This is a genomic window from Acinetobacter yuyunsongii (assembly GCF_041021915.1).
Classification (GTDB): Bacteria; Pseudomonadota; Gammaproteobacteria; order Pseudomonadales; family Moraxellaceae; genus Acinetobacter.
The window spans coordinates 2,609,390-2,635,023 of record NZ_CP157435.1 but is presented as its reverse complement, the minus strand read 5'-3'; the positions used below and the strand labels follow the sequence as shown (position 1 = coordinate 2,635,023).

General features: G+C 39.0%; 29 protein-coding genes. 14 read left to right on the top strand and 15 right to left on the bottom strand.

Annotation, left to right across the window (positions count from 1 at the left end):
- Positions 1–131 precede the first annotated feature (131 nt).
- Positions 132–1,541 (top strand): FAD-binding oxidoreductase, encoded by a 1,410-nt coding sequence (locus ABLB98_RS12640; RefSeq protein WP_348882373.1) that lies wholly within the window; start codon positions 132–134, stop codon positions 1,539–1,541.
- A 489-nt stretch (positions 1,542–2,030) separates the two neighbouring features.
- Positions 2,031–2,792, top strand: a complete 762-nt coding sequence (locus ABLB98_RS12635; protein WP_348882372.1) for a nucleotidyltransferase domain-containing protein — start codon at positions 2,031–2,033, stop codon at positions 2,790–2,792.
- A gap of 104 nt (positions 2,793–2,896) precedes the next feature.
- Here the strand turns inward: ABLB98_RS12635 and ABLB98_RS12630 are convergent, their stop codons facing one another.
- From ABLB98_RS12630 to ABLB98_RS12620, 3 genes are all read right to left on the bottom strand, one after another.
- Positions 2,897–3,211, bottom strand: a complete 315-nt coding sequence (locus ABLB98_RS12630; RefSeq protein ID WP_348882371.1) for a putative quinol monooxygenase — start codon at positions 3,209–3,211, stop codon at positions 2,897–2,899.
- 12 nt (positions 3,212–3,223) lie between these two features.
- Complete coding sequence (locus ABLB98_RS12625; protein ID WP_005156454.1) at positions 3,224–3,814, bottom strand: NAD(P)H-dependent oxidoreductase; 591 nt, start codon at positions 3,812–3,814, stop codon at positions 3,224–3,226.
- Between the two features lie 108 nt (positions 3,815–3,922).
- Complete coding sequence (locus tag ABLB98_RS12620) at positions 3,923–4,795, bottom strand: DUF4349 domain-containing protein (protein WP_208728030.1); 873 nt, start codon at positions 4,793–4,795, stop codon at positions 3,923–3,925.
- 181 nt (positions 4,796–4,976) lie between these two features.
- Between ABLB98_RS12620 and ABLB98_RS12615 the strand changes: the two genes are divergently transcribed.
- Both ABLB98_RS12615 and ABLB98_RS12610 read left to right on the top strand, forming a co-directional pair.
- The gene (locus ABLB98_RS12615; protein WP_348882370.1) at positions 4,977–5,348 is read left to right on the top strand and encodes a hypothetical protein; all 372 of its coding nucleotides are present in this window, start codon (positions 4,977–4,979) and stop codon (positions 5,346–5,348) included.
- 349 nt (positions 5,349–5,697) lie between these two features.
- Positions 5,698–6,927 (top strand): MFS transporter, encoded by a 1,230-nt coding sequence (locus tag ABLB98_RS12610; RefSeq protein ID WP_348882407.1) that lies wholly within the window; start codon positions 5,698–5,700, stop codon positions 6,925–6,927.
- 95 nt (positions 6,928–7,022) lie between these two features.
- Here ABLB98_RS12610 and sodC read toward each other — a convergent pair whose 3' ends face one another.
- Both sodC and ABLB98_RS12600 read right to left on the bottom strand, forming a co-directional pair.
- Positions 7,023–7,604, bottom strand: a complete 582-nt coding sequence (gene sodC / locus ABLB98_RS12605) for a superoxide dismutase [Cu-Zn] SodC (RefSeq protein ID WP_348882369.1) — start codon at positions 7,602–7,604, stop codon at positions 7,023–7,025.
- A gap of 103 nt (positions 7,605–7,707) precedes the next feature.
- Positions 7,708–8,805, bottom strand: coding sequence for an AI-2E family transporter (locus tag ABLB98_RS12600; protein WP_348882368.1), 1,098 nt, complete (start codon positions 8,803–8,805; stop codon positions 7,708–7,710).
- Between the two features lie 339 nt (positions 8,806–9,144).
- Between ABLB98_RS12600 and ABLB98_RS12595 the strand changes: the two genes are divergently transcribed.
- Positions 9,145–9,549 (top strand): hypothetical protein, encoded by a 405-nt coding sequence (locus tag ABLB98_RS12595; protein WP_348882367.1) that lies wholly within the window; start codon positions 9,145–9,147, stop codon positions 9,547–9,549.
- A gap of 73 nt (positions 9,550–9,622) precedes the next feature.
- Here ABLB98_RS12595 and ABLB98_RS12590 read toward each other — a convergent pair whose 3' ends face one another.
- Positions 9,623–10,267: a ParA family protein gene (locus tag ABLB98_RS12590; RefSeq protein WP_348882366.1), complete on the bottom strand. Its 645-nt coding sequence runs from the start codon at positions 10,265–10,267 to the stop codon at positions 9,623–9,625.
- Between the two features lie 128 nt (positions 10,268–10,395).
- Here ABLB98_RS12590 and ABLB98_RS12585 point away from each other — a divergent pair, with 128 nt between their 5' ends.
- Positions 10,396–10,863, top strand: coding sequence for a Holliday junction resolvase-like protein (locus tag ABLB98_RS12585; RefSeq protein WP_005156416.1), 468 nt, complete (start codon positions 10,396–10,398; stop codon positions 10,861–10,863).
- 14 nt (positions 10,864–10,877) lie between these two features.
- Here ABLB98_RS12585 and ABLB98_RS12580 read toward each other — a convergent pair whose 3' ends face one another.
- Positions 10,878–11,501: a class I SAM-dependent methyltransferase gene (locus ABLB98_RS12580; RefSeq protein WP_348882365.1), complete on the bottom strand. Its 624-nt coding sequence runs from the start codon at positions 11,499–11,501 to the stop codon at positions 10,878–10,880.
- A gap of 169 nt (positions 11,502–11,670) precedes the next feature.
- Between ABLB98_RS12580 and ABLB98_RS12575 the strand changes: the two genes are divergently transcribed.
- Positions 11,671–12,234: a hypothetical protein gene (locus ABLB98_RS12575; protein ID WP_087544161.1), complete on the top strand. Its 564-nt coding sequence runs from the start codon at positions 11,671–11,673 to the stop codon at positions 12,232–12,234.
- 44 nt (positions 12,235–12,278) lie between these two features.
- On the opposite strand, the gene ABLB98_RS12570 is transcribed toward ABLB98_RS12575, so the two are convergent.
- Both ABLB98_RS12570 and ABLB98_RS12565 read right to left on the bottom strand, forming a co-directional pair.
- Complete coding sequence (locus tag ABLB98_RS12570; RefSeq protein WP_348882364.1) at positions 12,279–12,854, bottom strand: hypothetical protein; 576 nt, start codon at positions 12,852–12,854, stop codon at positions 12,279–12,281.
- 19 nt (positions 12,855–12,873) lie between these two features.
- On the bottom strand, positions 12,874–13,653 hold the full coding sequence (locus tag ABLB98_RS12565; RefSeq protein ID WP_348882363.1) for a class I SAM-dependent methyltransferase: 780 nt from the start codon (positions 13,651–13,653) through the stop codon (positions 12,874–12,876).
- A gap of 121 nt (positions 13,654–13,774) precedes the next feature.
- Between ABLB98_RS12565 and ABLB98_RS12560 the strand changes: the two genes are divergently transcribed.
- Entirely contained in the window at positions 13,775–15,049 is a 1,275-nt protein-coding gene (locus tag ABLB98_RS12560) for a hypothetical protein (protein WP_348882362.1), read from the top strand.
- Between the two features lie 58 nt (positions 15,050–15,107).
- On the opposite strand, the gene ABLB98_RS12555 is transcribed toward ABLB98_RS12560, so the two are convergent.
- The 3 genes from ABLB98_RS12555 to ABLB98_RS12545 all read right to left on the bottom strand — a co-directional run bounded on the left by ABLB98_RS12555 (position 15,108) and on the right by ABLB98_RS12545 (position 16,707).
- Positions 15,108–15,650, bottom strand: a complete 543-nt coding sequence (locus ABLB98_RS12555; RefSeq protein ID WP_348882361.1) for a hypothetical protein — start codon at positions 15,648–15,650, stop codon at positions 15,108–15,110.
- A 154-nt stretch (positions 15,651–15,804) separates the two neighbouring features.
- The gene (locus tag ABLB98_RS12550) at positions 15,805–16,251 is read right to left on the bottom strand and encodes a hypothetical protein (RefSeq protein WP_087544151.1); all 447 of its coding nucleotides are present in this window, start codon (positions 16,249–16,251) and stop codon (positions 15,805–15,807) included.
- A 36-nt stretch (positions 16,252–16,287) separates the two neighbouring features.
- A complete protein-coding gene (locus ABLB98_RS12545) occupies positions 16,288–16,707 on the bottom strand; it encodes a hypothetical protein (RefSeq protein ID WP_087544226.1) in 420 nt (139 codons plus the stop codon).
- Between the two features lie 344 nt (positions 16,708–17,051).
- On the opposite strand from ABLB98_RS12545, the gene ABLB98_RS12540 reads away from it, so the two are divergent.
- Positions 17,052–17,372, top strand: coding sequence for a hypothetical protein (locus tag ABLB98_RS12540; protein WP_087544149.1), 321 nt, complete (start codon positions 17,052–17,054; stop codon positions 17,370–17,372).
- A gap of 160 nt (positions 17,373–17,532) precedes the next feature.
- A complete protein-coding gene (locus tag ABLB98_RS12535) occupies positions 17,533–17,916 on the top strand; it encodes a hypothetical protein (protein WP_087544144.1) in 384 nt (127 codons plus the stop codon).
- Between the two features lie 219 nt (positions 17,917–18,135).
- Here ABLB98_RS12535 and glyS read toward each other — a convergent pair whose 3' ends face one another.
- Both glyS and glyQ read right to left on the bottom strand, forming a co-directional pair.
- Positions 18,136–20,205 carry a glycine--tRNA ligase subunit beta gene (glyS, locus tag ABLB98_RS12530; RefSeq protein WP_348882360.1) on the bottom strand — a complete coding sequence of 690 codons (2,070 nt, stop codon included), beginning with the start codon at positions 20,203–20,205 and terminating at the stop codon, positions 18,136–18,138.
- Positions 20,205–21,194 carry a glycine--tRNA ligase subunit alpha gene (glyQ, locus tag ABLB98_RS12525; protein ID WP_004641159.1) on the bottom strand — a complete coding sequence of 330 codons (990 nt, stop codon included), beginning with the start codon at positions 21,192–21,194 and terminating at the stop codon, positions 20,205–20,207. Before glyQ ends, glyS begins: the two co-directional genes overlap by 1 nt.
- A 301-nt stretch (positions 21,195–21,495) precedes the next feature.
- Here glyQ and ABLB98_RS12520 point away from each other — a divergent pair, with 301 nt between their 5' ends.
- The 4 genes from ABLB98_RS12520 to ABLB98_RS12505 all read left to right on the top strand — a co-directional run bounded on the left by ABLB98_RS12520 (position 21,496) and on the right by ABLB98_RS12505 (position 25,250).
- Positions 21,496–22,758, top strand: a complete 1,263-nt coding sequence (locus ABLB98_RS12520; RefSeq protein WP_099948025.1) for a putative DNA modification/repair radical SAM protein — start codon at positions 21,496–21,498, stop codon at positions 22,756–22,758.
- A 2-nt stretch (positions 22,759–22,760) separates the two neighbouring features.
- The gene (locus ABLB98_RS12515) at positions 22,761–23,555 is read left to right on the top strand and encodes a TIGR03915 family putative DNA repair protein (protein ID WP_348882359.1); all 795 of its coding nucleotides are present in this window, start codon (positions 22,761–22,763) and stop codon (positions 23,553–23,555) included.
- 54 nt (positions 23,556–23,609) lie between these two features.
- Complete coding sequence (locus ABLB98_RS12510; protein WP_348882358.1) at positions 23,610–24,026, top strand: lysozyme inhibitor LprI family protein; 417 nt, start codon at positions 23,610–23,612, stop codon at positions 24,024–24,026.
- Positions 24,027–24,137: 111 nt separating this feature from the next.
- Complete coding sequence (locus ABLB98_RS12505; protein WP_348882357.1) at positions 24,138–25,250, top strand: HPP family protein; 1,113 nt, start codon at positions 24,138–24,140, stop codon at positions 25,248–25,250.
- Positions 25,251–25,311: 61 nt separating this feature from the next.
- On the opposite strand, the gene ABLB98_RS12500 is transcribed toward ABLB98_RS12505, so the two are convergent.
- Positions 25,312–25,581: a PspC domain-containing protein gene (locus ABLB98_RS12500; protein ID WP_005156379.1), complete on the bottom strand. Its 270-nt coding sequence runs from the start codon at positions 25,579–25,581 to the stop codon at positions 25,312–25,314.
- Positions 25,582–25,634: the final 53 nt, after the last annotated feature.

Sequence of the window (25,634 nt, the reverse complement as noted above, 5' to 3'; positions counted from 1 at the left end):
ATTGAAAGTTTGATGCTTTCGCTAGCGTTTCTATATTTTGGATGTTTCCAGACCTTTGTTTGTAAGGTTTTGAAAGATATTATGTTGTCATCCAAAAGCCCTATATTTACTTCTTGCTAGGCCTGTAAACGATGAATGCTTCAGTCGCTTTGACACCTGAATTATTGACCCAATTGACGGCAATTGTAGGTGAAAACCGTATTAAAACCGATGCTGACAGTTTAGAAAATTGGGGGCGAGATCATACTAAACATTTTGATCCGAACCCATCAGTCATCGTTTTTCCATCAAGCACTGAACAAGTTCAGTCGATTGTAAAACTTGCCAATCAATTCAATGTTGCGATTACGCCATCGGGTGGTCGTACAGGTTTATCTGCTGGTGCGGTAGCGAATAATGGCGAAATCGTGATTAGTTTTGACAAGATGAATCAAATCTTGGAATTCTTGCCAGCGGATCGTATGGTTCGTGTTCAAGCAGGTGTGGTGACTGAACAACTGCAAAATTATGCTGAACAACAAGGCATGTATTACCCAGTGGACTTCGCTTCAGCTGGTTCAAGTCAAATCGGTGGAAACATTGGTACAAACGCGGGCGGTATTAAGGTCATTAAATATGGCATGACGCGTAATTGGGTGCTTGGTTTGACGGTTGTGACTGGTAAAGGTGACATTTTACGTTTAAACAAAGGCATGATTAAAAATGCGACAGGCTATGCCTTACAGCATTTATTTATCGGCGGTGAAGGCACATTAGGTTTAATCACTGAAGCTGAAATTAAACTTGAGCGTCAACCACAAAACCTACAAGTGATGGTATTGGGTACGCCTGACTTTGAAGCAGTGATGCCTGTATTACATGCTTTCCAAAAAGAAATCGACTTAACTGCATTCGAGTTCTTTGGTGAAGTGGCGATGCAAAAAGTATTGGATCGTGGTCATGTACAACGTCCATTTGAAACAACTTGCCCATTTTATGTATTACTCGAATTTGAAGCGCCGTATGAGCCGATCATGGACAAAGCAATGCAGATTTTTGAGCATTGTATGGAACAAGGTTGGGTGATTGATGGCGTAATGAGCCAAAGCTTAGAACAAGCTCAAAGCTTATGGCGTTTACGTGAAGATATTTCAGAATCGATTGCGCCGTATATTCCTTATAAGAATGACATTTCAGTGTTGATTACGCATGTGCCCGCGTTTATCTCAGAAATTGATGCGATCGTTGCAGACAACTATCCAGACTTTGAAATCTGCTGGTTTGGTCATATTGGTGACGGTAACTTGCACTTAAATATTTTAAAACCTGAAAACTTAACTAAAGATGAGTTTTTTGCGAAGTGTCAGGTGGTGAATAAATATGTGTTTGAGACTGTGAAAAAATATGATGGTTCAATTTCAGCCGAGCATGGTGTGGGAATGACTAAGAAACCATATTTAGAATATTCACGTTCGCCTGAAGAAATTGAATATATGAAAGCATTGAAGTTGGCGTTTGACCCGAATGGAATTATGAACCCAGGTAAATTATTTGATCTTTAATGCTTGATTAAATAAAAGAAGTTCTGCTAAAAGCGCATCGAAATATGCGCTTTTTTTATAAAACCAATATGAAAACTCAAGCTTATATTTATCTAGAGAGTGATCAAGTATATGGAGACTATATTGATCATTTTTATAATGAACATAATATAAAGTGTATGCGTATTATGTTGAGAGTAAAAATTGGAAATCTATTTTACTCCTGTTCATTTATATTCAAAGACTTCTCTTCATGGATATTAGGAGAGATTATTCATTGTGAGATAAATTTTCTTTGTTATGACGGAGAATTAAATTTCTTTAGGAATTACGAGCTCCATAACTTAAAAAATGAACAGATAGGATTTATCTATTTTACTGATGTGTTATAGGTTAACTTAGCTAGTAAATTAAAAATACTATTTTTTATTGGACAAACTAAGGGTAGAGAATCAAATTGACAGGTTACAAATAATAAAATTCTCGTTTAATCGAATCTTAGAGAGAAATATGAACATTCACCAAGAAATCGAAAAACTATTCGAACAACGCCAAGATATTCCACTATTTTATATTGAAAGTGGGAGTCGTCTATGGGGTATGGCTAGCCCTGACAGTGACTATGATGTGCGTGGCTTCCATTTGCCGAGTAAAGATCAATATTTTGACTATAAAAAATACCGTGATTTGATTGAGATCATGGATGGGGATTTCGATTTCGTTTCATATGATCTCGATAAAATGTTTGGATTACTGGCAAAAAGTAACCCAACAGTTTTGGAATGGGTCAGAGCGCATATTGTTTATTTTAATGCTTTTCCAGAATGGCAAACTTTTCGCGATGGATTGCTTGAGCGAATCGACTATAGTGCGCTATATCACCACTACCTATCACTGGCAAAAGGTGGCATGAAAGTAATGCAAACTGCGGATAATTTTACTTATAAGAAAGTATTTTATTCAATTCGTGGTTTGATGTCGGCAGAGTTAGCAACCCAAGAAGTCATGCCTGAATTATTGATTACCGATTTATTTGCGCAAGTCTCTGAGCATGATCCATTACGTCATTGGGCAGAGGATTATTTAGAAATTAAAAAACAGCAGAAAGAAAAAGCCCAACTTCCTGAAACAGAACAAGCATCGGTTCTGAATTTATTGGAAATCAAAATAGACCAATTGGCTGCTAAAGAAATGCAAAAAGCTGATCGTCGAGAGGGCTTAGCGTGTTATTTAACGGAGTATAGTCGCCATTTAAAACAATATTATTATTAATAAAATGATTCGCTTATTCATTATCTAAGTTCGGCTTAAATATTCAGTGAACGCATTTCTGAAGATTATATTTAATGTCGAACTTAGGTTAATGGTTTTATCTATTAAATCCCACTGTTTAGAATACGGATTTTCACATCAGCAACATGGTCTTTGGTTGCTTCAAAATGGTGCTGCATATGCGCAGTTTGCATATGTGCTTCGAGATGAGCAGTACTTTGCCATTTTTCTAACATCACAATGCTATTTTCATCTTGCGTCTGCATAGCAATCGCTGGCATGTGATCAATCAATGGGGCATAGCCATGACAACCATCCTCTGCCAGTACAGTTGGAATGATTTTTTGGAAAGCATCTAAAACTGCTTGGCGATGTTCTGCACCTGCATGTGTCTGAATTTCTGCAATAATCGTCAACATAGGATTTCTCTCTTAATGGGCCGTCGTAAAAAGCTGATCTAAATGGGCTTTGTACGCTTCGATGTAGCTTGGTACATCGGGCATTTTGATTACATCATTCACGATAAATGTAGGTAATGATTGCATACCCAAGAATTGATTGGCTTTATGGAAAGCTAAATACACACCATCAACGCCAACGCCGTGAAAGAATTGATCTGGATCAGTGAACGCTTCAATTGGTGCATTCCATGTCAACGACAACATGTATTTTTTATCTTGCAGCAAGCCACCTGAACCATATTTTTTCGATGCATCAGAACGGCTACGTCCATCACTGGCATAGAGTGAACCATGACCAATGGTAAAAATATCATCAATGTATTTTTTCATTGTCCATGGCGCGCCCATCCACCAGCCTGGCATTTGATAGATCACTACATCTGCCCATAAATATTTTTCAATTTCGGCTTGGATGTCATAGTCACTGTCGGTACGTGTCACTTGTACTGTATGACCTAAAGCTTTTAGATGTGATTCGGAAAAGTCAGTCAGGGTGTCATTCAATTCACCATTCGAGTGAGCGAATTGTTTAGCACCATTAATAATTAAAATATTGCTCATAAAATTAAACTCAAAAATAGATTTCTAAAACTTGGATATATTTTAGAGAATCTATTCATGAGTAAAAATGTATAAATAAGCAAAATACTATTGACTAAAAATCAATAATTATGGGTTCTGTTTTCGTGTTTTATAGGCTTTACGGATTAACCAAATTGCAATAATCACTATATAAAACGCCCAAAATTGGATCAACCAGATGAGCGTTTCTTTAAAATAGGATAGTCCAATTTTGAATGCTTCAGCTATTCGGGTGAGTAATGGATCGCTGTCTAGTGATGCAATACGATGAATATTGAGGTCATGACTCTTACGCACTTTTGGCTGTTGGAAAAATTCTAAACGAATGGTGCTATAGGCTAGGCGATCTTTCACTTCTAAATCAGTGAGCTGTTGTAATTGATTATTTACTGCATTAGATGCGCTATTACTTTGGTTCGCTGTATTGAGTTTCTCTTCTAACAGTTTTAACTCATAACGTTTTGCTTCGTAGCTTTGTGTATTAAAGTTCAGCATTAAAGGCAGTAAATGATTTAGAAATGTTGTCACCTGATCATTTGGAATACGTACCATCAGTTGTACAGTCGGCGTGATTTTTTCATAAATATCCACGGTTCCATCGATACGATCATGTTGAGAACGGTCACTCACTTGATAGTCAATTTGCTTATTCTCAATATAGCCATTGTATTGCAATAATTGTTGCTCAAGTGTAGATGTGGTTTTTAATACATCGTTCACTTCAAATTTTAATTCAGCACTTTTAATTAATTGCCGATTTTGTTCGAGAGCACTTTGTTGTGTGCTTACTAACTGTTCGGGGTTTTTTGCTGCATTTGCTCGAATTGTTTCACTATTGGGCGCCGCACTTTCTGTCGCTACAGATGCATCGCTTGCAGCACCTTCTTCTTTTTTCGAACAGCCGACAATCGTACTACTGACGACTAAAATAATTGCTAATTTTTTTGCTAAATCTGACATTGGTGATGGCTAATCCGTGGTGATATTCATGTTATAAAATTTGTTTTTTTATTGACTTGTGATGATGTTCAAATGATTGATAAATACAACAAATCTCTCATAAGTCACATACATTTTGTTGCTTTGAAATCCAGTTTTGCATAGTAGCATAAATGCATGTGGTAAATAGGAAAGGTACAAAATGTATAAAATTTGGATGGTTTTATGGTGTAGCTTATTTTTAGCCGCATGTAATCAGCCGATTGCACAGTCACAGCAACAAGCAGCGGTACAAAAAAGTACGGCAATACATGCGGTTTTACTCGATCAACCAAATTTATTTCATGATGAAACCAACTTGAAAATAGACCAGCAGTTTAACAGTGCAGAGAATCCAACCGATGCACAGGTGACGGTTGAACAAGCCCAATTAGATGACTCTGTTGTAGCTATTCGTACCGAATATGAGTTAAAGCGTGATCAAGAAGTCTGGAAGATTGTAAATAAAAAACAAAGCTATCAGTGTGCGAGAGCGGACAATACCAATAAATTCCAGTTTGAATTGTGTTCCTGAATCTCATTGATAAATTGACGATGAGTAAAAACCAAACAAAAATGTGGATAACTTTTTGGTTATTCACATATCCACACAATTCATTTTATTGCTTAAATTGCAGGCATTTTTAAAAAGTGCTAAAGTTGCGCTTGTAAATTTTTACGATAGGTAAAATATTTACGAATCTCACGCAATTTATACACCTTGTGAATATGGTGTTTCCACATTTATTACATGCGCTCTCACTGCATGAAAATCAAAATTTAATTTAAATCAGAACCATAAAATGACGTGGTGCGGAATCTATTTTCTTTTTTTTCAAGGAAATGGATGCACGCGAATTGGTTATTTTTGTGAATAGAACATGATGACGAACAATCAAAGCATGACGTTAAACCGTATAACGCTCATGTTTCCATTAGCTTTAGTGCTATTCGAATTTTCAGTCTATATTGGTAATGACTTAATTCAGCCAGCAATGTTGGCAATTACAGAACAATTCGGTGTTAGTGCAACATGGGCACCATCTTCTATGTCTTTTTATTTATTGGGTGGAGCAAGTGTTGCTTGGTTGCTTGGACCTCTGTCAGACCGTCTTGGACGTAAGAAAGTATTATTGGCAGGCGTGGCTTTCTTTACCATCTGTTGTTTACTGATCTTATTGACGCAGAATATCCAACAATTCCTGACTTTACGTTTTTTACAGGGAATTGGCCTTACGGTCATTTCGGCAGTGGGTTATGCTGCAATTCAGGAAACATTTGAGGAACGTGATGCCATTAAAGTGATGGCATTAATGGCCAATATTTCCTTGCTTGCGCCATTACTTGGGCCTGTTCTTGGTGCATTTCTGATTGATTATGTCTCTTGGCATTGGGGTTTTGTTGCGATTGCAATCGTTTCATTCCTGAGTTGGTTTGGTCTAAATAAATTTATGCCAGCAACCCCAGAGCGTCGAGCGAGACAACCGTTTATTTATATTTTTGATGATTTTAAAAAAGTATTCACCAATCGCCGTTTCTTAGGGTTAAGCATTGCTTTACCTTTGGTTGGGATGCCATTAATGCTGTGGATTGCGTTATCACCCATTATCTTGGTCGATGAGTTAAAGCTCAGTAGTGTGCAATATGGTTTAGCGCAATTTCCTGTATTTTTTGGCTTAATTGCAGGGAATATTATCCTGATCAAAATCATTGATCGCTTTCCATTAGGTAAAACGATTTTGATGGGCTTACCCATTATGTTGCTCGGAACCTTATTTTTGCTGCTAGGCGTGATTTGGCAAACTTATCTAGTGCCGTGTTTATTGATGGGTATGACCTTAATAAGCTTGGGAGAGGGGATTAGTTTTTCAGTTTTATATCGTTTTGCATTAATGTCTTCAGAAGTATCCAAAGGGACAGTCGCTGCGGCTGTTTCAATGCTATTGATGATGAGTTTCTTTGTGATTATAGAATTGGTACGTGTACTTTATACGCATTTCCATATTTGGGCTTTTGCTTTAACGAGTGTTAGTTTAATCAGTTTTTGGTTTATGCAACCAAGAGCTGTACTCAAACAAGTGATGCAAGAACGTAAAGCCGAGGGGATCAATTAGTGAATAATATGCTGAACCAATAGCGTAGTTATTTGTAGCTGCATAAAATATCTACGAAACTGTGGATATCTTTTTAGATACCCACAGTGCTTTTATTATTGAATAACACCGCAGGCAATTCGCTCGCCACCACCACCTAAAGGCTTGGGTGTATCTGAATAATTATCTCCACCCGCATGAATCATGATCGCACGACCTTGAATATCTGAAAGTTTTAGGCGAGGAGCAATGACGGGTGTAATCGCAAAACCTTTATTATTGACCACTAACACAGGTAAGTCACCTAAATGCCCATTCTCAGGTGTACCATGATTGGCAATATGATCTGGGTTGAAGTGACTACCGGCAGCAAGGGCGGCTCCCATTTTGCCATCCTTTAATGCTGCTTCACATGAGCCGTTTTCATGGATATGAAAACCATGTTCACCTGGGGAAAGTTTCCAAAGTGCAGGAGTAATTAATAAACCTTTTGCTGTTTGCTTAAATGTTACTTTTCCAATCGATGCACCTACACCTTTGGCATCGACTTGGTAAATTTGTATGAGTTGTTTTTGATCTGTTGTCGTTGGCTGTGTTTGAATTTTAGATGCATTGCTGTCTAAGTTAATAGACGAACATGCACTCATCATCAAAACTAAACTTGCCAGAACACAAGACTTTTGTACCGTTGAAATCATTGCAAATTATCCTTATCTATCAGCTTTATTTGTTTGATTCAAATAAACTATGGGATAACTCGCAAGTTGTCAGTAAGATTAAATGGTAAATCGTGTAAATAGATTACGACCTTGTTTCAGGTGGCGCTTCAATGGCAGCGATTGGCTCCTGAACATTCTCATGCAGCCATTCACGCCAGATTGCCAATAAAATAGCTAAGATGACTGGACCAATAAATAAGCCCACTAAACCAAAACTTGCGATTCCTCCTAGCACACCAAACATAATTAAAATGAATGGAATTTGAGTTGCGCCTGAGATAACTAAAGGTCGAATCACATTATCTGAACTACTTACAATTAAGACACCCCATGTAATCACACCAATTGCTTCGACAGTTTGGCCTTGAGCAAATAGCCATAAACCAACCCCTAAATAGGAGATGGGAGTTCCAAATGGAATTAAGGCCAAAATAAACGTTACCATGGTGAGTAGCATTGGGTTAGGCACACCTGCTACAAAGTAACTGAGACCTGCTAAAATGGCCTGTGCCACAGCAGTTAATCCCACGCCATACACTACAGCGCGTGTTGTTTCTGAAATGGTTTCTAAATAATGATGTACGCGAGGACCAATGATCTTTTCTAAGGCGCGACTCACCTGAGATAAAATCATTTGCCCATCACGATAGAAAAAGAACAACGTCATGATTGCAAAGGTCAGTTTAACTAAATTCCGACTAATCTCGCTCAGTACAAAACGGCCATAGCTCAAATGACCTTGTATCCATTCGGCAACATTCTTCGCAATACTATTCGGATCGGCACTTAATTCATTGACTGTACGACTGATATCCTTACCAACAATCGGAAGTGTTTTTATAAACTCGGGGACTTGAATATGACCTGAAAATAATTGTTTTTGTAAATTAAAATATAAATTTCGGCCTTCGAGTTGCAGCATGAAAATGGCACAAACAAAGGGAACCCCAATCACTAAAATGACCAACGTAATCATGATCGTTGCATTTAGCGTTGGTCGATTTGCACCAAAAAAGCGACGTTGTACCCATAAATAAACAGGCCATGTCATATAAGCAATAATCGCTGCCCAAAGCACAGGAACGATAAAGTATTTGAGAATGCTGAATCCCAAATACATTAAGACAAAGAACAGTCCAAACAATAAAACACGTTGTAATGTGGGAGCGTATTGTTGCACAAGCTTCCGTCTCTAGGGTTAAAAGTTGAATAAAATCATATTAACTGAAAAATGCGTCCAGTAAAATTTTCATTCAGTAATTTCACGTTGAAATCTCTAAATGAAATCAGGGGCTAAACCGCTGGCATGTTTCAGCCAGCCGATTATTTTCAATGGAGTGGCCCGTGATCGGCAATATGTATATCTCAGCATTTACGAAAGTTTCAAGACTGCAATACAGCAACTTACCATAGCAACATTTGCTATCGACTTTAATACAAGAGTTGGCAAAGAGTTACAAAGCGTATTGTTATATTGAATTCATCACACATCCATAAAGTGAATTTAAGGAGCAGTTCGATGACACATTCAAATAATCAGGACAATACCTCTCCAAAAACAGGTCAGGACCATCATTCACAACCGAATAACAGCAATGGTACACAAGCCGAAAGCGCAGTGGCTACCCTCTTGAACGGTGATAAACTCAGTTATCAGCAAGTGGAAGGCCTGACGGACAGTGATCAATTACAGCAGGCTATAGAAAGGGAAGATATTCCTAAAAATCCTGAAAATGCACTACAGGACCAAGGTGCGGAACGTGAACAGGCAATCCAGTCAAATGATGGCAGTCACGGTAACGAGACCATTCGTAAAGCTATGGAAAACCTCGATAGTGATGAAATGAGACATAACCTGAAAGATGAGGGTGATGACACAGACCAACCTAGCCCAAATCCCGCACCTTTCATTGAAGCTAAATAAAGATAAGTTTTATTAATGCAGTTACATCAATGGTCTCATGCCTTGTTCCATCCTGCTAATGGAGCAAGGCGGCTTAAAACCATTCACTTGGATCATCGACTAACTGATTCAGAACGGGTTGCCATTGGCTTTGAATACTCACAAAATTTTTCTGTGGTTTATCAAAAATACTTAAACCTTGCATAGCCAACGTGCCATAAGCACTACGTTCTGAAATCCATGCGACAGGCTCTTGTTCAATCTTCTTAAAGAAGTCTTGAATGTCTTTTGAACTAGAGCTATTCGCTTTCACGCGATTGGCAATCAACAGAATTTGTACTTTTCCTTTACGTATTCGTTTGATGTCTTGTAAATGTTTTAGGAACCGACGCGTACTATCAATATCAAAGAACGAGGGCTGTAAAGGGGTCACAATCGCATGGGCTTCGCTGACCAGTTGTTCTGCATGCTCACCTGACAGTGCACCAGGCGCATCAATGATTAAATAATCGAGATGTTTAGGTGCATCACCAATTGATTTCTCATGCCTCCAGTCGAGGCTTTGAATGGCAGCAACAGTTTCAGGGCGTTGTTTTAACCATTGTAATGATGATTTTTGGTTATCAGCATCAGCCAACGCGACTTTATAGCCCTTTTGTGACAGTGCTGCGGCAAGCGTAATGGCTGTCATGGTTTTACCACAGCCACCTTTTTGATTTGCAATTAATATTGTCTTCATGAAATTAGATTTTTTAACAAGCGTTTTGTATTCAACTATACCTTAGCATCTTTTTCAGTAGAGTGTGTGACACATGACAAAAGTTTAATGTTGCAGTTAAATAGCAGATTCAGAAAAAGGAAAGTTTTATGTCAGTTTGGCTTGCAATGTTAATTGGTGGTTGTATTGGTGTTGTGATTACCACGCTGATTTTGTCCAATACGCGGAATGGTCGTATTCAGGCGGAATATGAAAAATATATTGCTGAATTAGAATTAGAACATAAGCAAGCTTTGCTAGATGCACAGAAACGTAGTGTAAATACCAGTCGTGCGGTGTTAAAAGGAAAAATGGCAGAACAGTTTGCACCGATTTTACCTGAATTTCAGTATTTACCCAGTGATGCAAAATTTCTCGGTGATCCTGTCGATTACGTGGTTTTTGATGGCTATACCGATTTTCGTGATGGTGATGGGACTGCGGACGATATTGAGGTGATTCTACTTGATATTAAAAGTGGAGGTGCGCGCTTGAGCAAAGGACAGCAGGCAATTGCTCAAGCAGTACGTGAAGGACGTATTCGTTTTGAAACGCTAAGAATTGATTTTGAAAATTAATGACTGCTTTGAATTTATAACTTTTGCACGCGAGCCAACAGCATTTTTTGTGCAATCGCAGGAATACCATCTGCATCAAAATATTCTTTTTCAAGAAATTTAAATTTAGCTTGTGCAAGGTGTCGTTCAATATCGCGATTGAGATGGCATCCATCTCCAATCCTTTTTTGTAGCGGAGTGAGTAGGGTCTGTAAGGATTGTAATTTGATCGAGTCAGGATGTTTCACATGCTCAATTAAATGAAAGGTGCCTGTAGGTTTTAACACTCGATAAATTTCTGCTAAGGCGGCATCAAGTTTTGGAATACTACAGAGTGTCCATGTGGAAACAATATGATCTAAACTTGCATCGGCAAATGGAAGTTTTTCTGCGCTGGATTGTACATGCTTAATATAAAAAGGCGCATGCTGAACTCGTTCAACGGCAAGATGATAAATGTCTGGATTGGGTTCCAAAGCATAAAGTGAGTCAACATTGCCATAAAAAGGAATATTTAAACCTGTACCAAAACCTATTTCGAGGACTTCACCTTCGATAGGAACCAATAATTCACGACGCTTATCCATCAAACTTGCAGTCTGCATGACTTGATTGAGTAAATGTGGGAAAACTCGACGTTGATAGAATTGATAAATCATAGAGATCCATTCGTTGATTCAGATTAGAGAAATCAGTAACAAAGCCACAAAAATATGACTAAAGTAAGTTTGATTGTTACTAAAAAAAGTAATTTTTTTCATCGTCTAAGCATACTATGAAGAGATACGCTTTTCTAAGAATTTAGTTAGATTTTGAGGGTGATGAGCCATGAAAAAACGTCTATGGATGAGTTTAGGCATGGTGGTTATGCTTGGGCAGACACATGCATCGACCAGCGGAATAGAATATAACATTGCCAATGGTTTATCGCCGATCGCAAAGGATCAGTCTATTTCGGTGTTACAGCCTTTTTATGGCAACTTCCGTATTCTTGGTTCTAAAATGTACCAAGATGACGAACAAGCAAAATTTTCTCCGATTGATTATGCCGTGAGTTGGGGTTTGTTTGCCAAGCCCGAGATCGCACGTAAAATTTCAGTAAATCAATATGACCGCTATTTGAATTGGAAAATAGATAAGCTACCTGTTCCTGCAAATCAAGCCATGCAAATGGTTTCCAATATGCATATTATTCCCGCAAATCCTGAAATTGCCCAGCAAATCAAACAAGTGAAGCGTGGGGATTTGGTGCAGTTGAAAGGTGAGTTGGTTGAGATTCGGGATAAAGATTTGGTTTGGCGATCTTCTTTAACACCTACGGATACGGGTGATGGTGCTTGTGAGTTATTCCGTGTTAATTCAATTCAGTGGATAGAAAAACAAAAAATCTAATCTTGTTGAACAAGAGAGGGTCGTATGACCCTCAATTTTTTATATCACTCGCTCGCCTTTTTAGTTTCTGTTGGTTGAGAACTTTTCCAATGGTGTAGTTGGCTTTGCGCATGTAGATATTCATTTAAATGATCAACTTGTTTGGCCGTATCAGTATTTTCTGTGGTACTCGCTAAGGTACTTTGCTCAAGTACTTTGGCTTGATTATCCCAGTATTCATATAAAAGTCCTTGAATATATCGACCTTGTTCTGTTTTGAGTTCTAACTCTTTCAGCATATTCAATGCCGATTGAACATTATCTGTTTGGCGTTGCTGTTCAAACGCTGGAGTGAGCGTATTGGCTTCTTTCATCTTTGCCAGCTCTATTTCCATGCTGTCGCTCATTTCGGTAAAACGACGGTCATAGTCATCTAAAATCGCAATATCATGCGCATCGTCAGCCGTTGTAGGGAACTGTTTAATCGGGATTTGTTTAAGCTGACCAATGGCATCATTAGCATTTTGAGTTTGCTGTTCTTGCTGAGAGGGTGCTTTAGGATCTTTGTTACAAGCACTCAGTAATAGTGTAGAGCTGATCAAGCAACTGAGTGCAATCGTTGTTTTAAATTTAAAGGTCATAGAAACACCTGATTTATTGTTACTTTGCTATTTTTTGGAAATGGTAGGCAAAGGTTGTATAAGGAAAATCAATCTGATCTTGAGCAGTTTGGCCTGTAAAATCAAATACAATTTGTTCAAATCTTGCTTTTAATTGCTGTTGTTGATGTTCTGGCATTGCTGCAATAAAACTCGTGGAAAGTAAGCGTTTGCTGACCACTTGTTCTACTGTGCCTGTATGTTTGAGTTGAAAGGTCTGAAGACCGTTGAATTGAAAGAGCTGTTGTTGCTCAAAAACCTGTTTCCATTTCTCACTATGATAACGTGGTGTATCTGCTTCAAATGGGGCGATTTCATCGGCCAACGCTTTGACCCAGTCAACAGTAATATCACGTTGATTCCAAACCAGTCCAAGATGCCCCGTAGGAATGAATACCCGATACATTTCCTTGAGCGTTTCGATATTTGAGAACCAGTGAAAAGATTGGGCACAAATAATGGCGTTAATGGATGCATCCTTCACCAGAAGTTGATCGCTTGAAGTCTGTAGACATTCGACTTTGTCATAGCGTTGCTCCAGTTGTTCTCGCATCGCTGTCACAGGTTCAACCGCAATCACTTTTGCCTGTGTCTGAAGTAGGAAAGGTAAGAATTTGCCAGTCCCTGAACCGAGGTCAATAACACTGGAATTTTCACCGACTTTGAGCTGATCTTGCAGCCAAACGAGGATTTCTGGTGGGTAACTGGGACGAACTTGCTGATACAGTTCAGCCCCTAAACTAAAGCCTTTTTGAGCGGAAGGATGTAAGGATTGTGTCATTTTTTGCGCTTTTTAATCTCTCTTATCTCTATAAAATAAGATACTCCGCAAATAGGGTTTGGCAAAGACATCATTTGATGGCTTTTTGCGACAAGCCTAGGATTAATTTTTCAGTGTGAGCATGGATAAGCAAATAATATTTGAAGATGAACATATTCGCGTTATTTTTTTAAAAGGTTCAAGTGACACTTTGGTGGTTTCGTTTGGCGATTTGATTAGTCGTGCCAAAGGAATGTCAATTAATGCTGAAAAATCACTCATAAAATATCAATACAATGTCATCGGGATTATGCCGAAGCAAAAATCTTGGTTTCCTCAAAGCAGCATGCTTGAGATGCAGCGACAGATTCAGCCGACCTTACAACAGTTTGAGCAGATTGTGGGTTATGGTGGATCAATGGGAGGCTATGCTGCGATTAAATATTCTAATTTATTGAATATGCATAAAATCGTTGCTTTTGTACCACAATATTCGATAGACCCTGATGTGGTTCATGATCGCCGTTATGCAGAATTTTTTGATGCATCTATTCATCAAAATATGCAGATTCAGGCAGATGAAGTGGATTCATCTCGTGAATACATCATTGTCTATGATCCATATTATGCAGAAGATAAAGAACATTTCTTAAAAATACAGCCCTTATTACCAAAGATGCATGTGATTCATTTGCCTTTTACAGGACATGAAGCCCTCTCGGTTTTGGCAAGTTCGCAATTACTCAATGATTTTGTTGAGCAACCTTTTGAGATTACTTATTTTTATAAGCGCGTTCGAGAGGTTAAAAAGCAAAGTAAGTTCTACTATCGCCATGTATTAGATGCATTATTGAGCAGACATCATCAGGCTTTATTGCGAATCTTACAAAATAACAATTTTGAATTAGATGAACGTTATTTTGATGCTGTTCTTAAGCAAAAATTGGTTCAACAATTATTTAATCTACAACAGGGTACTGAGCAAAATTTACGGAAGTTAGGTATTCATCCGCATTTTATGCAACAGATGAACAGCTCAGTGCCGACCATTCTCACGATTCAAAATACATGGTTAGTTTTTAATTTAGTTAGCTTAAAGCTAGAGGCTTATAACGCTGAAGCAATTCAGCCGAATCAGCAATATCTATTGCCATTGAAAGCCAGTGCGAATGCCGTTGTTGAACTTGAGTTAAATGCAGAATCTTATGTTTTGACGATGAATGATCGTGGGATTCATAAATTAGTTAAAGTCGGTGAAGCTTTGGCTTTGGATCAGTCTTTATTGATTTTTAAACGCTATCCTGAATTTTATCAACTCAGTTATAAAAACTTGACCTTGAGTTGTGATGATCATGGACAGGGACATTTTATTGAAGATCATGCAGATGAGCAGACAAAACTACAATTGATAGACTAAATCACATAATCAAAAGCCCTTTGCTTAAGCAAAGGGCTTTTAACGATGGGTTCGAAAATTAGTTTGTACCCACTTTTGCATCGGTATTTACGTTCGCATTTACACCTAATACTTTCACACCAACATTGGCACCTGCCTGAGCCTGTTTCCTGTCTGCATTCAAGCCCGTTTGTGCCTGAATGGATGAGTTTCCAACGTTAACCCCTGCTTGGGTATTCAGGCCAATCGACTTTTGCTCAGCCTGATGTTGCTGATGACGTTTTTTTGCTTCTGCTCTTTTTTCAGCAGCAAACTCCTTGCCATCAGCAGCTTTCTCTACCGCATAATCCTTAGTGTTTTTAACCACTTTCGCGGTTTTATCTACCACCTGTGAACCCACATTTACACCTGTGTGTACAGCAGCATGACCAACATGTTGAGTTGCATGACCAACGCCTTGTGCTGTATTTCTAACTACACCAGTAACGCCTTTGATCAAGCCACCTGATTCGACATTGACTTGTGCAGAACCATTGGCATTTACACCAACGTTTTGCGCAAAAATAGATGCAGAAGCAAGTAGAGTTGTTGTGACGATAGCTGTTTTGATCATTTTTTTCATTGCGATTTCCTTAGCGATGTACCGTATTGGAGTACTTCATCAACGCCAATGCATCATAGCGAGCAAAAGAAAGAAAGCGATGGATTTCAGCAAAACTTTACAAGCACATTACAGCTCAAACACACTCTGGATAGAAATTGTGGAGATGGCAAACTTAGCTACATTGGTCCAAAACGGTTTGGTTAAAGTAGCTTTTTAACTTGTCAAAGTTATGTTTTACCTCAGGTTTCTGAATGTCAAATACTGTGGTTTTTCGCGTTTTCTGATCTAATACAGGTTTTTCAGTGGCCGCATTGAACAAACGATTCGGCACATATTGATAGGTCTCAGAAAAAGCCCGACTCAACTGATTGCCTTTAAATTCCCATGATTCCGTACTCTGCCCACCATCAAAATAACCTGTAAATTGGATCATGCAATGATTCTTGTATTTATTTAAGGATGCCGCATTGGTCTTGGTATTGGGTAGGGCATCAATGTTCTGAACCAGTTGCAGTTGCTGTAAAGGCTGCTCGGTTTGAGAAGAGAGCGTTGAACACGCGGTAAAGCCAATACTACTGACTAAACAAAGCAAAATGGTTTTAAAAGGCATAACTGTCATTGTTTCATTCATTCCTATAAATTTTGTTCAATCGTATTAATTTGATGAGGGTTGACTAAGTTCAGCTCGTTCGATTGGCACATTTCCATTATTTGTACCTACTACAGCATCTTTGGTGTCTTGCCATTTTTTAGCAGTGTATTGTTTGGCTTTTTGCGTTTGTTCCTGAACGATTTCAGATTGTTCAGCGGTATATTCTTTGGTGTTTTTCCACCTCTCACTCATTTTTTGTGAGGTGTTTTCAGATGCACCTTGGATGGATTCACCTAGGTTTTGCATGCCTTTGCCTGTTTTATATAGCAATACGCGACCAAGGCTAGGGTTATCACCATAAGGAAGTGTTTTTTCAGCCGTTGCAGTATTTGCATTCGTCGTAGTTGTATTTGTTTCGGCTGCCCAGAGAGAAGACGATGCGATCAGTGCAGTCGCAAAACACAGTACAGGTATTTTTTTCATCATCTTTTATCCTTTTGGCAATAATGTTGCAATTCAAGTTTTATAGCTTATCGCCAAGTTCAAGAAAAGAATGTAGGTGATGTGAAATCAATACAGTGCGTAAAATTTATGCCTATTCAGTTTATAGCTCTTAAGTCTTTAGCGTATTCGCTGCTTCATCAAATCAAGAAGATAGGGGGTAATCTGACATTTTATGATCGTTGACGCCTTGTTTTCCTCATGATAATTTTCATTCAACACAAATCAATAAATTTTATTTAATTTTTAATTAATTGGGTGTCTTATGCAGCAGGATTTGGAATCTTATGTGTTACTTCTGCTGTATAAGGCTATTGAGGCTTCAAATGGATACTCTAATAAAAATTGATATTGATAAGTTTATAGAAAACTATCCAAATCAATCTTCTGTTGCGGAATTTAATATTAGCGACCTAGAAAAATATATGTCTGAATTGTTAAAAGTAGCAAAAGAGTATGGAAGTATTAACAAATTCCCAAATGGTGTTGATGGGTATTTAATTTTTTTAATGCTTGCAAATATGACTAGAATTTCTGCTCAGGAGAGCGATTATGCTGATTTCACGCATGAAGATTTAAATATCTACAAAAGTGCATATCAGGCATTATATTGTGGTGTTAAAGAAAGATTTGAAAGGGCATTTTAGTAGTTTAAAACTAGATTAAAAGCCTAATTCTTGCTCAAGTGCGACATGCACCCAGCCAATTACGGGGCAATTTTTGATTATTTTGGCAACTTTGCACATTTCGATTTTGTTGCGGGGCATTGCCTGTTAAGCTTTTAGTTTGGCTTCTTTGGAGTATCCAATGAAAGGATCGTGCCTTATCCTCTTTCGTAGTGACAGCTGTACCCTCGAGCGAGCAGAACAAGAACTGAGAGCGTACAACCTGCAAGTTCATCAGAATGGAAACTCTTTGATGGTGGAGCGTTCCGGCTCTTCGAAATTTCAAATAGTTCTGGTTCGGGAGCCTCACGTTATCAAAGAGGCCCAAGAGATTGCTGAAGGAACTGAATATGAACAAAGCATCAGTCTGTGCGATGCTCGGTTTGAGGTAACCATTGATGATCTAGAAATGGCACTTGATGAAATCAATACGCTGATGGAAGTTCAAGGTGCGTTGCAAGATGCTTCTTCTGGCTACGCTTTCCTTCCTTGGAATGGGCAAATCATCAAGCCGTGGGTTGGTTAAAGCAGAGGCTACTGGCACTTCAACAAGGACAAGGCCCCAGCCTCCTAGTAAATCGTTCTAGCCGAGGGATGTCTGATTTCCAACGTTAAGTACCAGTAATATATTCAGATGAATCACAGAATGGAAATTTTTATTAAAATTTGGCTGATGATTACTCAATGAAATAAACCCCGCTATTGTATAGCGGGGTCTATTTGAAAGATCAAGTATTATAAATACTTAACCCTGCAATACACTTACATCTGCAATCGCTGTGAACAAATCACGCAACTGAGCCAATAAACGTAAACGGTTGGCTTTTAACTCTGCATCATCTGCCATGACCATTACACCTTCAAAGAAGGCATCAATTGGTGCACGAAGCGCAGCAAGCTTAGACAAGGCTTCTGTGTAGTTACGCGCAGCAAGTAAAGGCTGAACCACTGGTGTTAAAGCTGATAACTCTGCATAAAGCGCTTTTTCAGCCGCTTCAACGAGATTCGCTTCAACCACAGCACCTTCAGGCGTTGCTTCTTTGGCAAGAATATTGGCAACACGTTTATTTGCCGCAGCCAATGCTGCCGCTTCTGGCAAAGTACGGAAATGATTCACCGCAGTCACACGTTTATCAAAATCAAGTGGAGATTTTGGAGCAAGTGCTTGAACCGCTTGAATCACATCAACTGCAACGCCTTGGTCTTCATATTTGGCACGGTAACGACCTTCAAGGAATGCAACGGCATCCGCACGTGTCTTGTCATGATCTTTAACTATATCGCCATAACCTTGAAGCGCAAAATTAACCAGTTCTTCAATCGTCACATCAAGTTCATTTTCAATGATCAAACGTAAGATACCGATTGCAGAACGACGTAATGCAAATGGGTCTTTAGAACCTGTTGGCGCTTGACCAATACCAAAAATACCAACCAGCGTATCTAAACGATCTGCAAGCGCAATCGTTGTGCCTGTCTTGGTTTGTGGTAATACGTCACCCGCAAACTTAGGTAAGTATTGCTCACCTAAAGCTTCAGCAACTTCATGATTCTCACCTTCAAGGCGAGCATAATAAGTGCCTGCAATCCCTTGAAGTTCAGGGAATTCACCCACAAGTTCAGAGGTCAAATCACATTTAGCGAGTAACGCTGCTTTTTCAGCATCAGCTGTATTTGCACCTGTAATTGGTGACAACGCAACGGCTAATTTCGCAATACGTTCTGATTTATTCCAAAGCGTACCCAATTGCGCTTGGAATACCATATTGGCTAATTTTTCTTTACGAGACGCAAGCGGTTGCTTTTGGTCTTGTAGGAAGAAGAATTCTGCATCCGACAAACGAGGGCGTACAACTTTTTCATTGCCTTCAATAATTTGAATCGGATCTTTCGACTCAATATTTGAAATAGTAATAAAGTAAGGCTGTAATTTACCTTCAGCATTGATCAAACAGAAATACTTTTGATTGTCCTGCATCGTGGTAATCAAGGCTTCTTGAGGAACAGCTAAATAACGCTCTTCAAAAGTTGCACGTAATGCAACTGGCCATTCAACCAAGCTGGTGACTTCATCAAGTAAGTCTGCTGGGACAATCGCAGTTGCATTAACTTCATCAGCTAACTGTTTCACTTGATCTTGAATCGTTGCTTGACGCTTTTCAAAGTTCGCAACAACGTAAGCTTTTTCTAAAGCAGCAAGGTAGTCATTTGCATGCGCCAAAGTCACGGCTTCAGGTGCATGGAAACGGTGACCATAAGTCACATTACCTGCTTTATGATCTTGAATGGTTGCTTCAACCACTTGATCATCTTTTAGCAATACAACCCATTTCACAGGACGTACGAATTCAGTACGACTTGCTGCTGAACGCATACGTTTTGCGATAGGTAAGTTGTCTAATGCAGTTTGTAAAATTTGTGGCAGTAAAGCATCAAGGCTTTGACCTTTCACATCTTTCAAAAAGCAAACTTTTTCAACTTTGCCTGCTTGGAACGTCGAAAGCTGATCAACCGTGATGCCTTGACCACGCATAAAGCCTTCAAGTGCTTTAGTTGGTTTGCCTTCTGCATCATAAGCGGCTTGAACAGCAGGGCCGTCAAAACGTTTTTGTGTGTCTGCTTGAGCAGCATCGATATCAACAATTTTTAATGCCAAACGACGTGGTGCGGCATAAGCTTCGATTGCAGTGAAGTTTAAGCCTGCATCTTTTAAGCCTTTTTCCGTTTCTGCTTTCAAAGCATCACGTAAAGTTTTTAAGCTTTTGGGTGGAAGTTCTTCACAGCCAAGTTCGAATAAAACAGTATGCTTTGTCATTATTTATTCTCCTTCGCTTTTTCAGCTTGGGCTGCTTCTGCTTCAACTTGTGCTTTTAACTGCGCTAATACTTCATCACGTAAATGTGGTTCTGCCATTGGGAAACCGAGTTTCGCACGCGCAGCCACATAACTTTGAGCGATTGAACGCGCTAAGGTACGAACACGTAAAATATAACGTTGACGCTCAGTTACAGAAATCGCACCACGCGCATCTAATAAGTTAAAGCTATGCGATGCTTTAATCACTTGCTCATAAGCAGGAAGTGGCAGTTCAGCTTCCATTAAACGAGCTGCTTCAGCTTCATAGAAATCGAATAATTCAAATAATTTATCGACTGGCGCATATTCGAAGTTATAGGTCGATTGTTCCACTTCATTTTGATGGAATACATCACCATAAGTCACGGTACCGAACTGACCTTTGGTCCAAACAAGATCGTAAACTGAGTCTACACCTTGAAGGTACATCGCAAGACGTTCTAAACCGTATGTGATTTCACCAGTAACAGGGTAGCATTCAACACCACCGACTTGCTGGAAGTAAGTGAACTGAGTCACTTCCATACCATTTAACCAAACTTCCCAACCTAAGCCCCAAGCGCCGAGTGTTGGAGATTCCCAGTTGTCTTCTACGAAGCGAATATCGTGAGTAAGTGTATCGATGCCGATCGCTTTTAACGAATCAAGATAAAGCTGTTGGATATTGTCTGGGTTTGGCTTAAGCACTACTTGGAACTGATAATAGTGTTGTAAGCGGTTTGGGTTCTCACCATAACGACCATCTTTAGGACGACGTGATGGTTGAACATAAGCCGCGTTCCAAGTTTCTGGGCCTAATGCGCGTAAGAAAGTTGCAGTGTGGAATGTCCCTGCACCCATTTCCATATCATATGGTTGTAATACGACGCAGCCTTGCTCCGCCCAATAGTTTTGTAGGGCAAGAATTAAGCCCTGAAATGTATCAATATGCGATATAGCACGACTCATGGTGCATCCACTGGAATCAAACAAAAATTGTGGTTAAGTATAAGGATTTTCGGGTGCAGTGCAAAGGATTCAAGCGTTTCAGCGACAAGTTCTGATAATAAATTATTTAAACGCTTTTGTTTAATTTTCGAGTTAATTCAAAACGTACCTAATAGCTGACATATTTTCCCAGTTGGCAAAGTCCTGAATCGGAGACCATTCACATAAACGTCACCTCATGACGCATAACATCTTTATCGATCTTAATTTTCAAATCATGAAATGTTAGCTTTGAAATGATGTTGTCACTGAGGTGCTTGCTATGTCTGATCGCATTCGTGAAAAATTACAAATTCTTGCGGACGCAGCCAAATATGACGTGTCCTGTTCATCCAGTGGTAGTGACCGTAAAAATAAAGACAAAGGTTTAGGTGATGCCAGTCGGGCAGGGATTTGCCATAGCTATACCGAAGATGGACGCTGTGTTTCTTTGCTGAAAATCTTGTTCAGTAATGTCTGTATTTTTGATTGTGCTTATTGTGTGTCACGCCGTTCTAATGATGTCAAACGTGCTGCATTTACCGTACAAGAAGTGGTTGATCTGACTATTAATTTTTATCGTCGTAATTATATAGAGGGATTATTCCTGAGCTCAGGTATTTTTAAATCCGCAGACTATACAATGGAGCGGATGCTTCAAGTGGTGAAAAAACTACGTCTAGAAGAAAATTTTAATGGCTATATTCATCTCAAAACTATTCCAGGTGCATCACCTGAACTGATTCATGAAGCAGGGCTTTATGCTGACCGTATGAGCATCAATTTAGAAATGCCAACTGAGATCGGATTAAAAGCGTTTGCCCCTGAAAAATCACATCAAGAAGTACAAAAAGACTTAGGCTTAGTACGAGATCGACTGATTCAACTCAAAGATGAACGTCAAATTATTAAGCATGTGCCGAAATATGTACCCGCAGGGCAGACCACCCAAATGGTGGTCGGCGCACATCAAGAAACTGATCAAGACGTACTTGTGATGGCAGATCGACATTACAAGGAATTTAAACTGAAACGGGTGTATTTCTCAGGTTATATTCCAATCAACACAGAAAATAACTATTTACCAGCGGTCGGTTCGGCGCCACCTCTGTTGCGTGAAAATCGTCTTTATCAAAGTGATTGGTTGATGCGTTTTTATGGTTTTGAAGTCAATGAGATCGTCAATGAAAAACACCCACATTTAGATTTGGATGTAGACCCCAAACTGAGTTGGGCGTTGCGTCATCCTGAGCAGTTTCCAGTGGATTTAAATCGTGCTGACTATCGCATGATCCTTCGTGTACCAGGCATCGGCGTAAAGTCAGCCAAGAAAATCGTGCAAGCGCGTCGTTTTGGCAAGATACATACTGATTTATTGAAGCAACTCGGTGTGGCGTATTCACGTGCCCAGTTTTTTATTCGCTGTGAAGACAGTCCACGGTTTCAAAAGGAACTTTCTACGACTGATATTCGTCAGCAAATATTAACGCAGGGTTCATCTAAATACGTTAAACAACTGTCACCGCAATTGAGTTTAGGATTTTAAACATGCTCAGTGATGCGGTGGTTTATTACTACTTTGATGGCTCTATGATCGGTTTACTCAACTGCGTATTTCGTGCTTTTCAATTCAAAGAGTTTCACGTGCAACTGTGTTTAAACCAAGGTGCACAGCATGGTTTATTTGCCACTGTAGTTGAAATTCCAAATCACGAGCAGCATGCAGCACGTGTTTGGTCAGCTTTACAGCAGAAACTTTCGCATTCATCTCTGAGACAATTTTATTTTGCTTATTTGTCGGAATCGTTGGATGCCTATCAGCATTTATTTAATTACTGTATCTATGTTTTTCGGCATCAACATTCAGTCGAAAAAAATTACTCTCATCCCAGTGTTTTAGCGATTTCGCAATGGACGAAAAAAGTCGGACGCGAAAAGCATCGTATGGAAGCTTTTGTGCGGTTTAAGAAAACTACAGATGGATTGTTTTTAAGTTTGGTTCGTCCTGATTTTAATGTGCTGCCTTTGATACAGCCGCATTTTAAGCGTCGTTATCAAGATCAACGTTGGTTGATTTATGACGAACAACGCAAATATGGATTGTATTATGACTTACACGAGATTCATGAGGTGTCTTTAGATGCTCATCAGGTTGACCGTAATATCGAAAATGGGGCCAGTCAAAACTTCCAATTAGAATTAGATGAACAAGAAGAATTATATGATCAGCTTTGGAAAGATTATTTCAATAGTATCAATATTAAAGAACGTCAGAATGTGAAATTGCATGTGCAATATTTGCCTAAACGTTATTGGCGATATTTGAATGAAAAATATGTTTAAGGCATTTTTTTGATTATTATTTTAAAAATACCAACATAACAAAAGAGCACATTCATGACTAAATTAGTTTTAAAAATAGCAGTACTGATTATGGCTTGTTTGAGTACTTTGGTATTTGCCAAAACGCAAGATAAAGCGATAGATCCTTATAGCCAATGTGTCGATAACACCATTCAACAGCTAAAACTGGGGAATATCAATAATGCTGTGGTGGAGATCTGTAGTACCAGAACCAAAACTTTATATGCAAAGCAGATTGTGCAGGTATTGGATCAAATAAAAAAACAGAGTCAGGAATACAAGCAGCTTGAACGCTATCAGGACATCATGAAATCACAACAGCTCTGGAAAAATTTTGTCGATCAAGAGTGCCGTAATGCTGGTGCTTATATCGGTTCGCCGATGTATGAGTTTTGCCCCATGCAAAAATATGCAGAGCGATTGGAGCAATTGGAGGAGTATTTAAATTAACCTTGATCAGTTTTCGTTATTATTTAAAACTGTAATTTAAATACATCTTCAGTCTGAGTCGGCGTATACTGCTGCAACCAATGAAACAACCCTATTCCAGCAAGGTGCATTGTGAGCTTAACCCAATCAGACTGGCTAAATTTCTTAAAACCGAATTACAAAGTATTACCTTTGAAAGAACGTTTACTTTCAGGATTTGGTGCGCTTTGTGGTTTAGCAATATCCTCTTTAATCAGTTGGTATGTATTGGGTGGTATGAATGCATGGTATATCGCCCCGATGGGTGCCTCTTCTGTACTGCTTTTTGCAGTTCCGAATAGTCCTTTAGCGCAACCATGGAATGTTGTGGTTGGCAACATATTGGCAGGTTTAATTGGTGTGACATGTACACAGTTGTTGCCTGATTTAACCTCTGCTTTTAGTGTCGCAGTTGGGTTAGCTATTTTTATGATGATGACAACCGATTCATTGCATCCTCCAAGCGGCGCAGTTGCAATCACCGCGGTATTAGGCGGTGATGCTGTACATCGTTTAGGATTCCACTTTATTTTATATCCCGTATTGCTCAATTCAATTTTACTTTTGTTGATTGCTGTCTTTTTCAATCGTTTGATTGGACGTCATTATCCGATTACAGCGCATGTCAATGAGCGTTCCAAAGACCCGACACCAACTCAGAAAGTTTCGATCCAACCTAAAGATATTAAACATGCTTTAGCACACCACACAGAATTATTAGATATTAGTCAGTATGATTTAGAAAAGATCATTTTAGAGGCACAAGAGCATGCCAATGAACGTTTGAATCACTCATTTGTTTGCCAAGATATTATGAGTCGTGATGTGATTAAGCTACATGAAGATGATGATATTCAGCAAGCCTTAGATAAATTCAAAGCGGTAAATTTAATGAGTTTGCCTGTAGTAAATTCAGAGCATAATTTGGTCGGGACACTTGCTTTGTATGAGCTTGTGGAGTGGTTTAAAGGTGCAACAGATCCAAGAAATTCATGGCAACATTATGTCCATCAAATTATGAGTCATCGCGTAGTAACGGTTGATCCGCTGCAACCGATTCAAGATCTTATTCCTTATTTTGTAGAAAAATCTTTTAATTATATTCCTGTCGTGGAAAATCAACGTTTGATTGGCATGATTAGTCGTGCAGATATGATCGCTGCGCTTCAACAACAACTCAATCGTCAAAAGCTTCAATCAGAATAAAAAAAAGCTACGGTTGTATTAGGGGGGAATTCAACCGTAGCGACCAAAAGAGGCAAAGAAATTAACGTTTTATGCTTTGGTCTTCATAAACGGTTTTTACGGGCTGATTATAGCCTTGTACATAATCAACGCGACTTTGCTGTTGTTTTGGAATTACTAACCACAAAATCAGGTAAACCAAAATACCAGGGAAAGCTGCGCTCATGAGTGAAATCACTACAAAGATCAAGCGTAATAAATTTGCATTCCAACCAAAACGTTCCGCAATACCGCCCATTACACCAGCGATCATGCTTTGTCGGTTTGAGCGATATAAACCAGAATTGGTCATTTAATTTTTCTCCTAAAATATTTGATACAGCAACAGAATGAGGCTTCATTCAT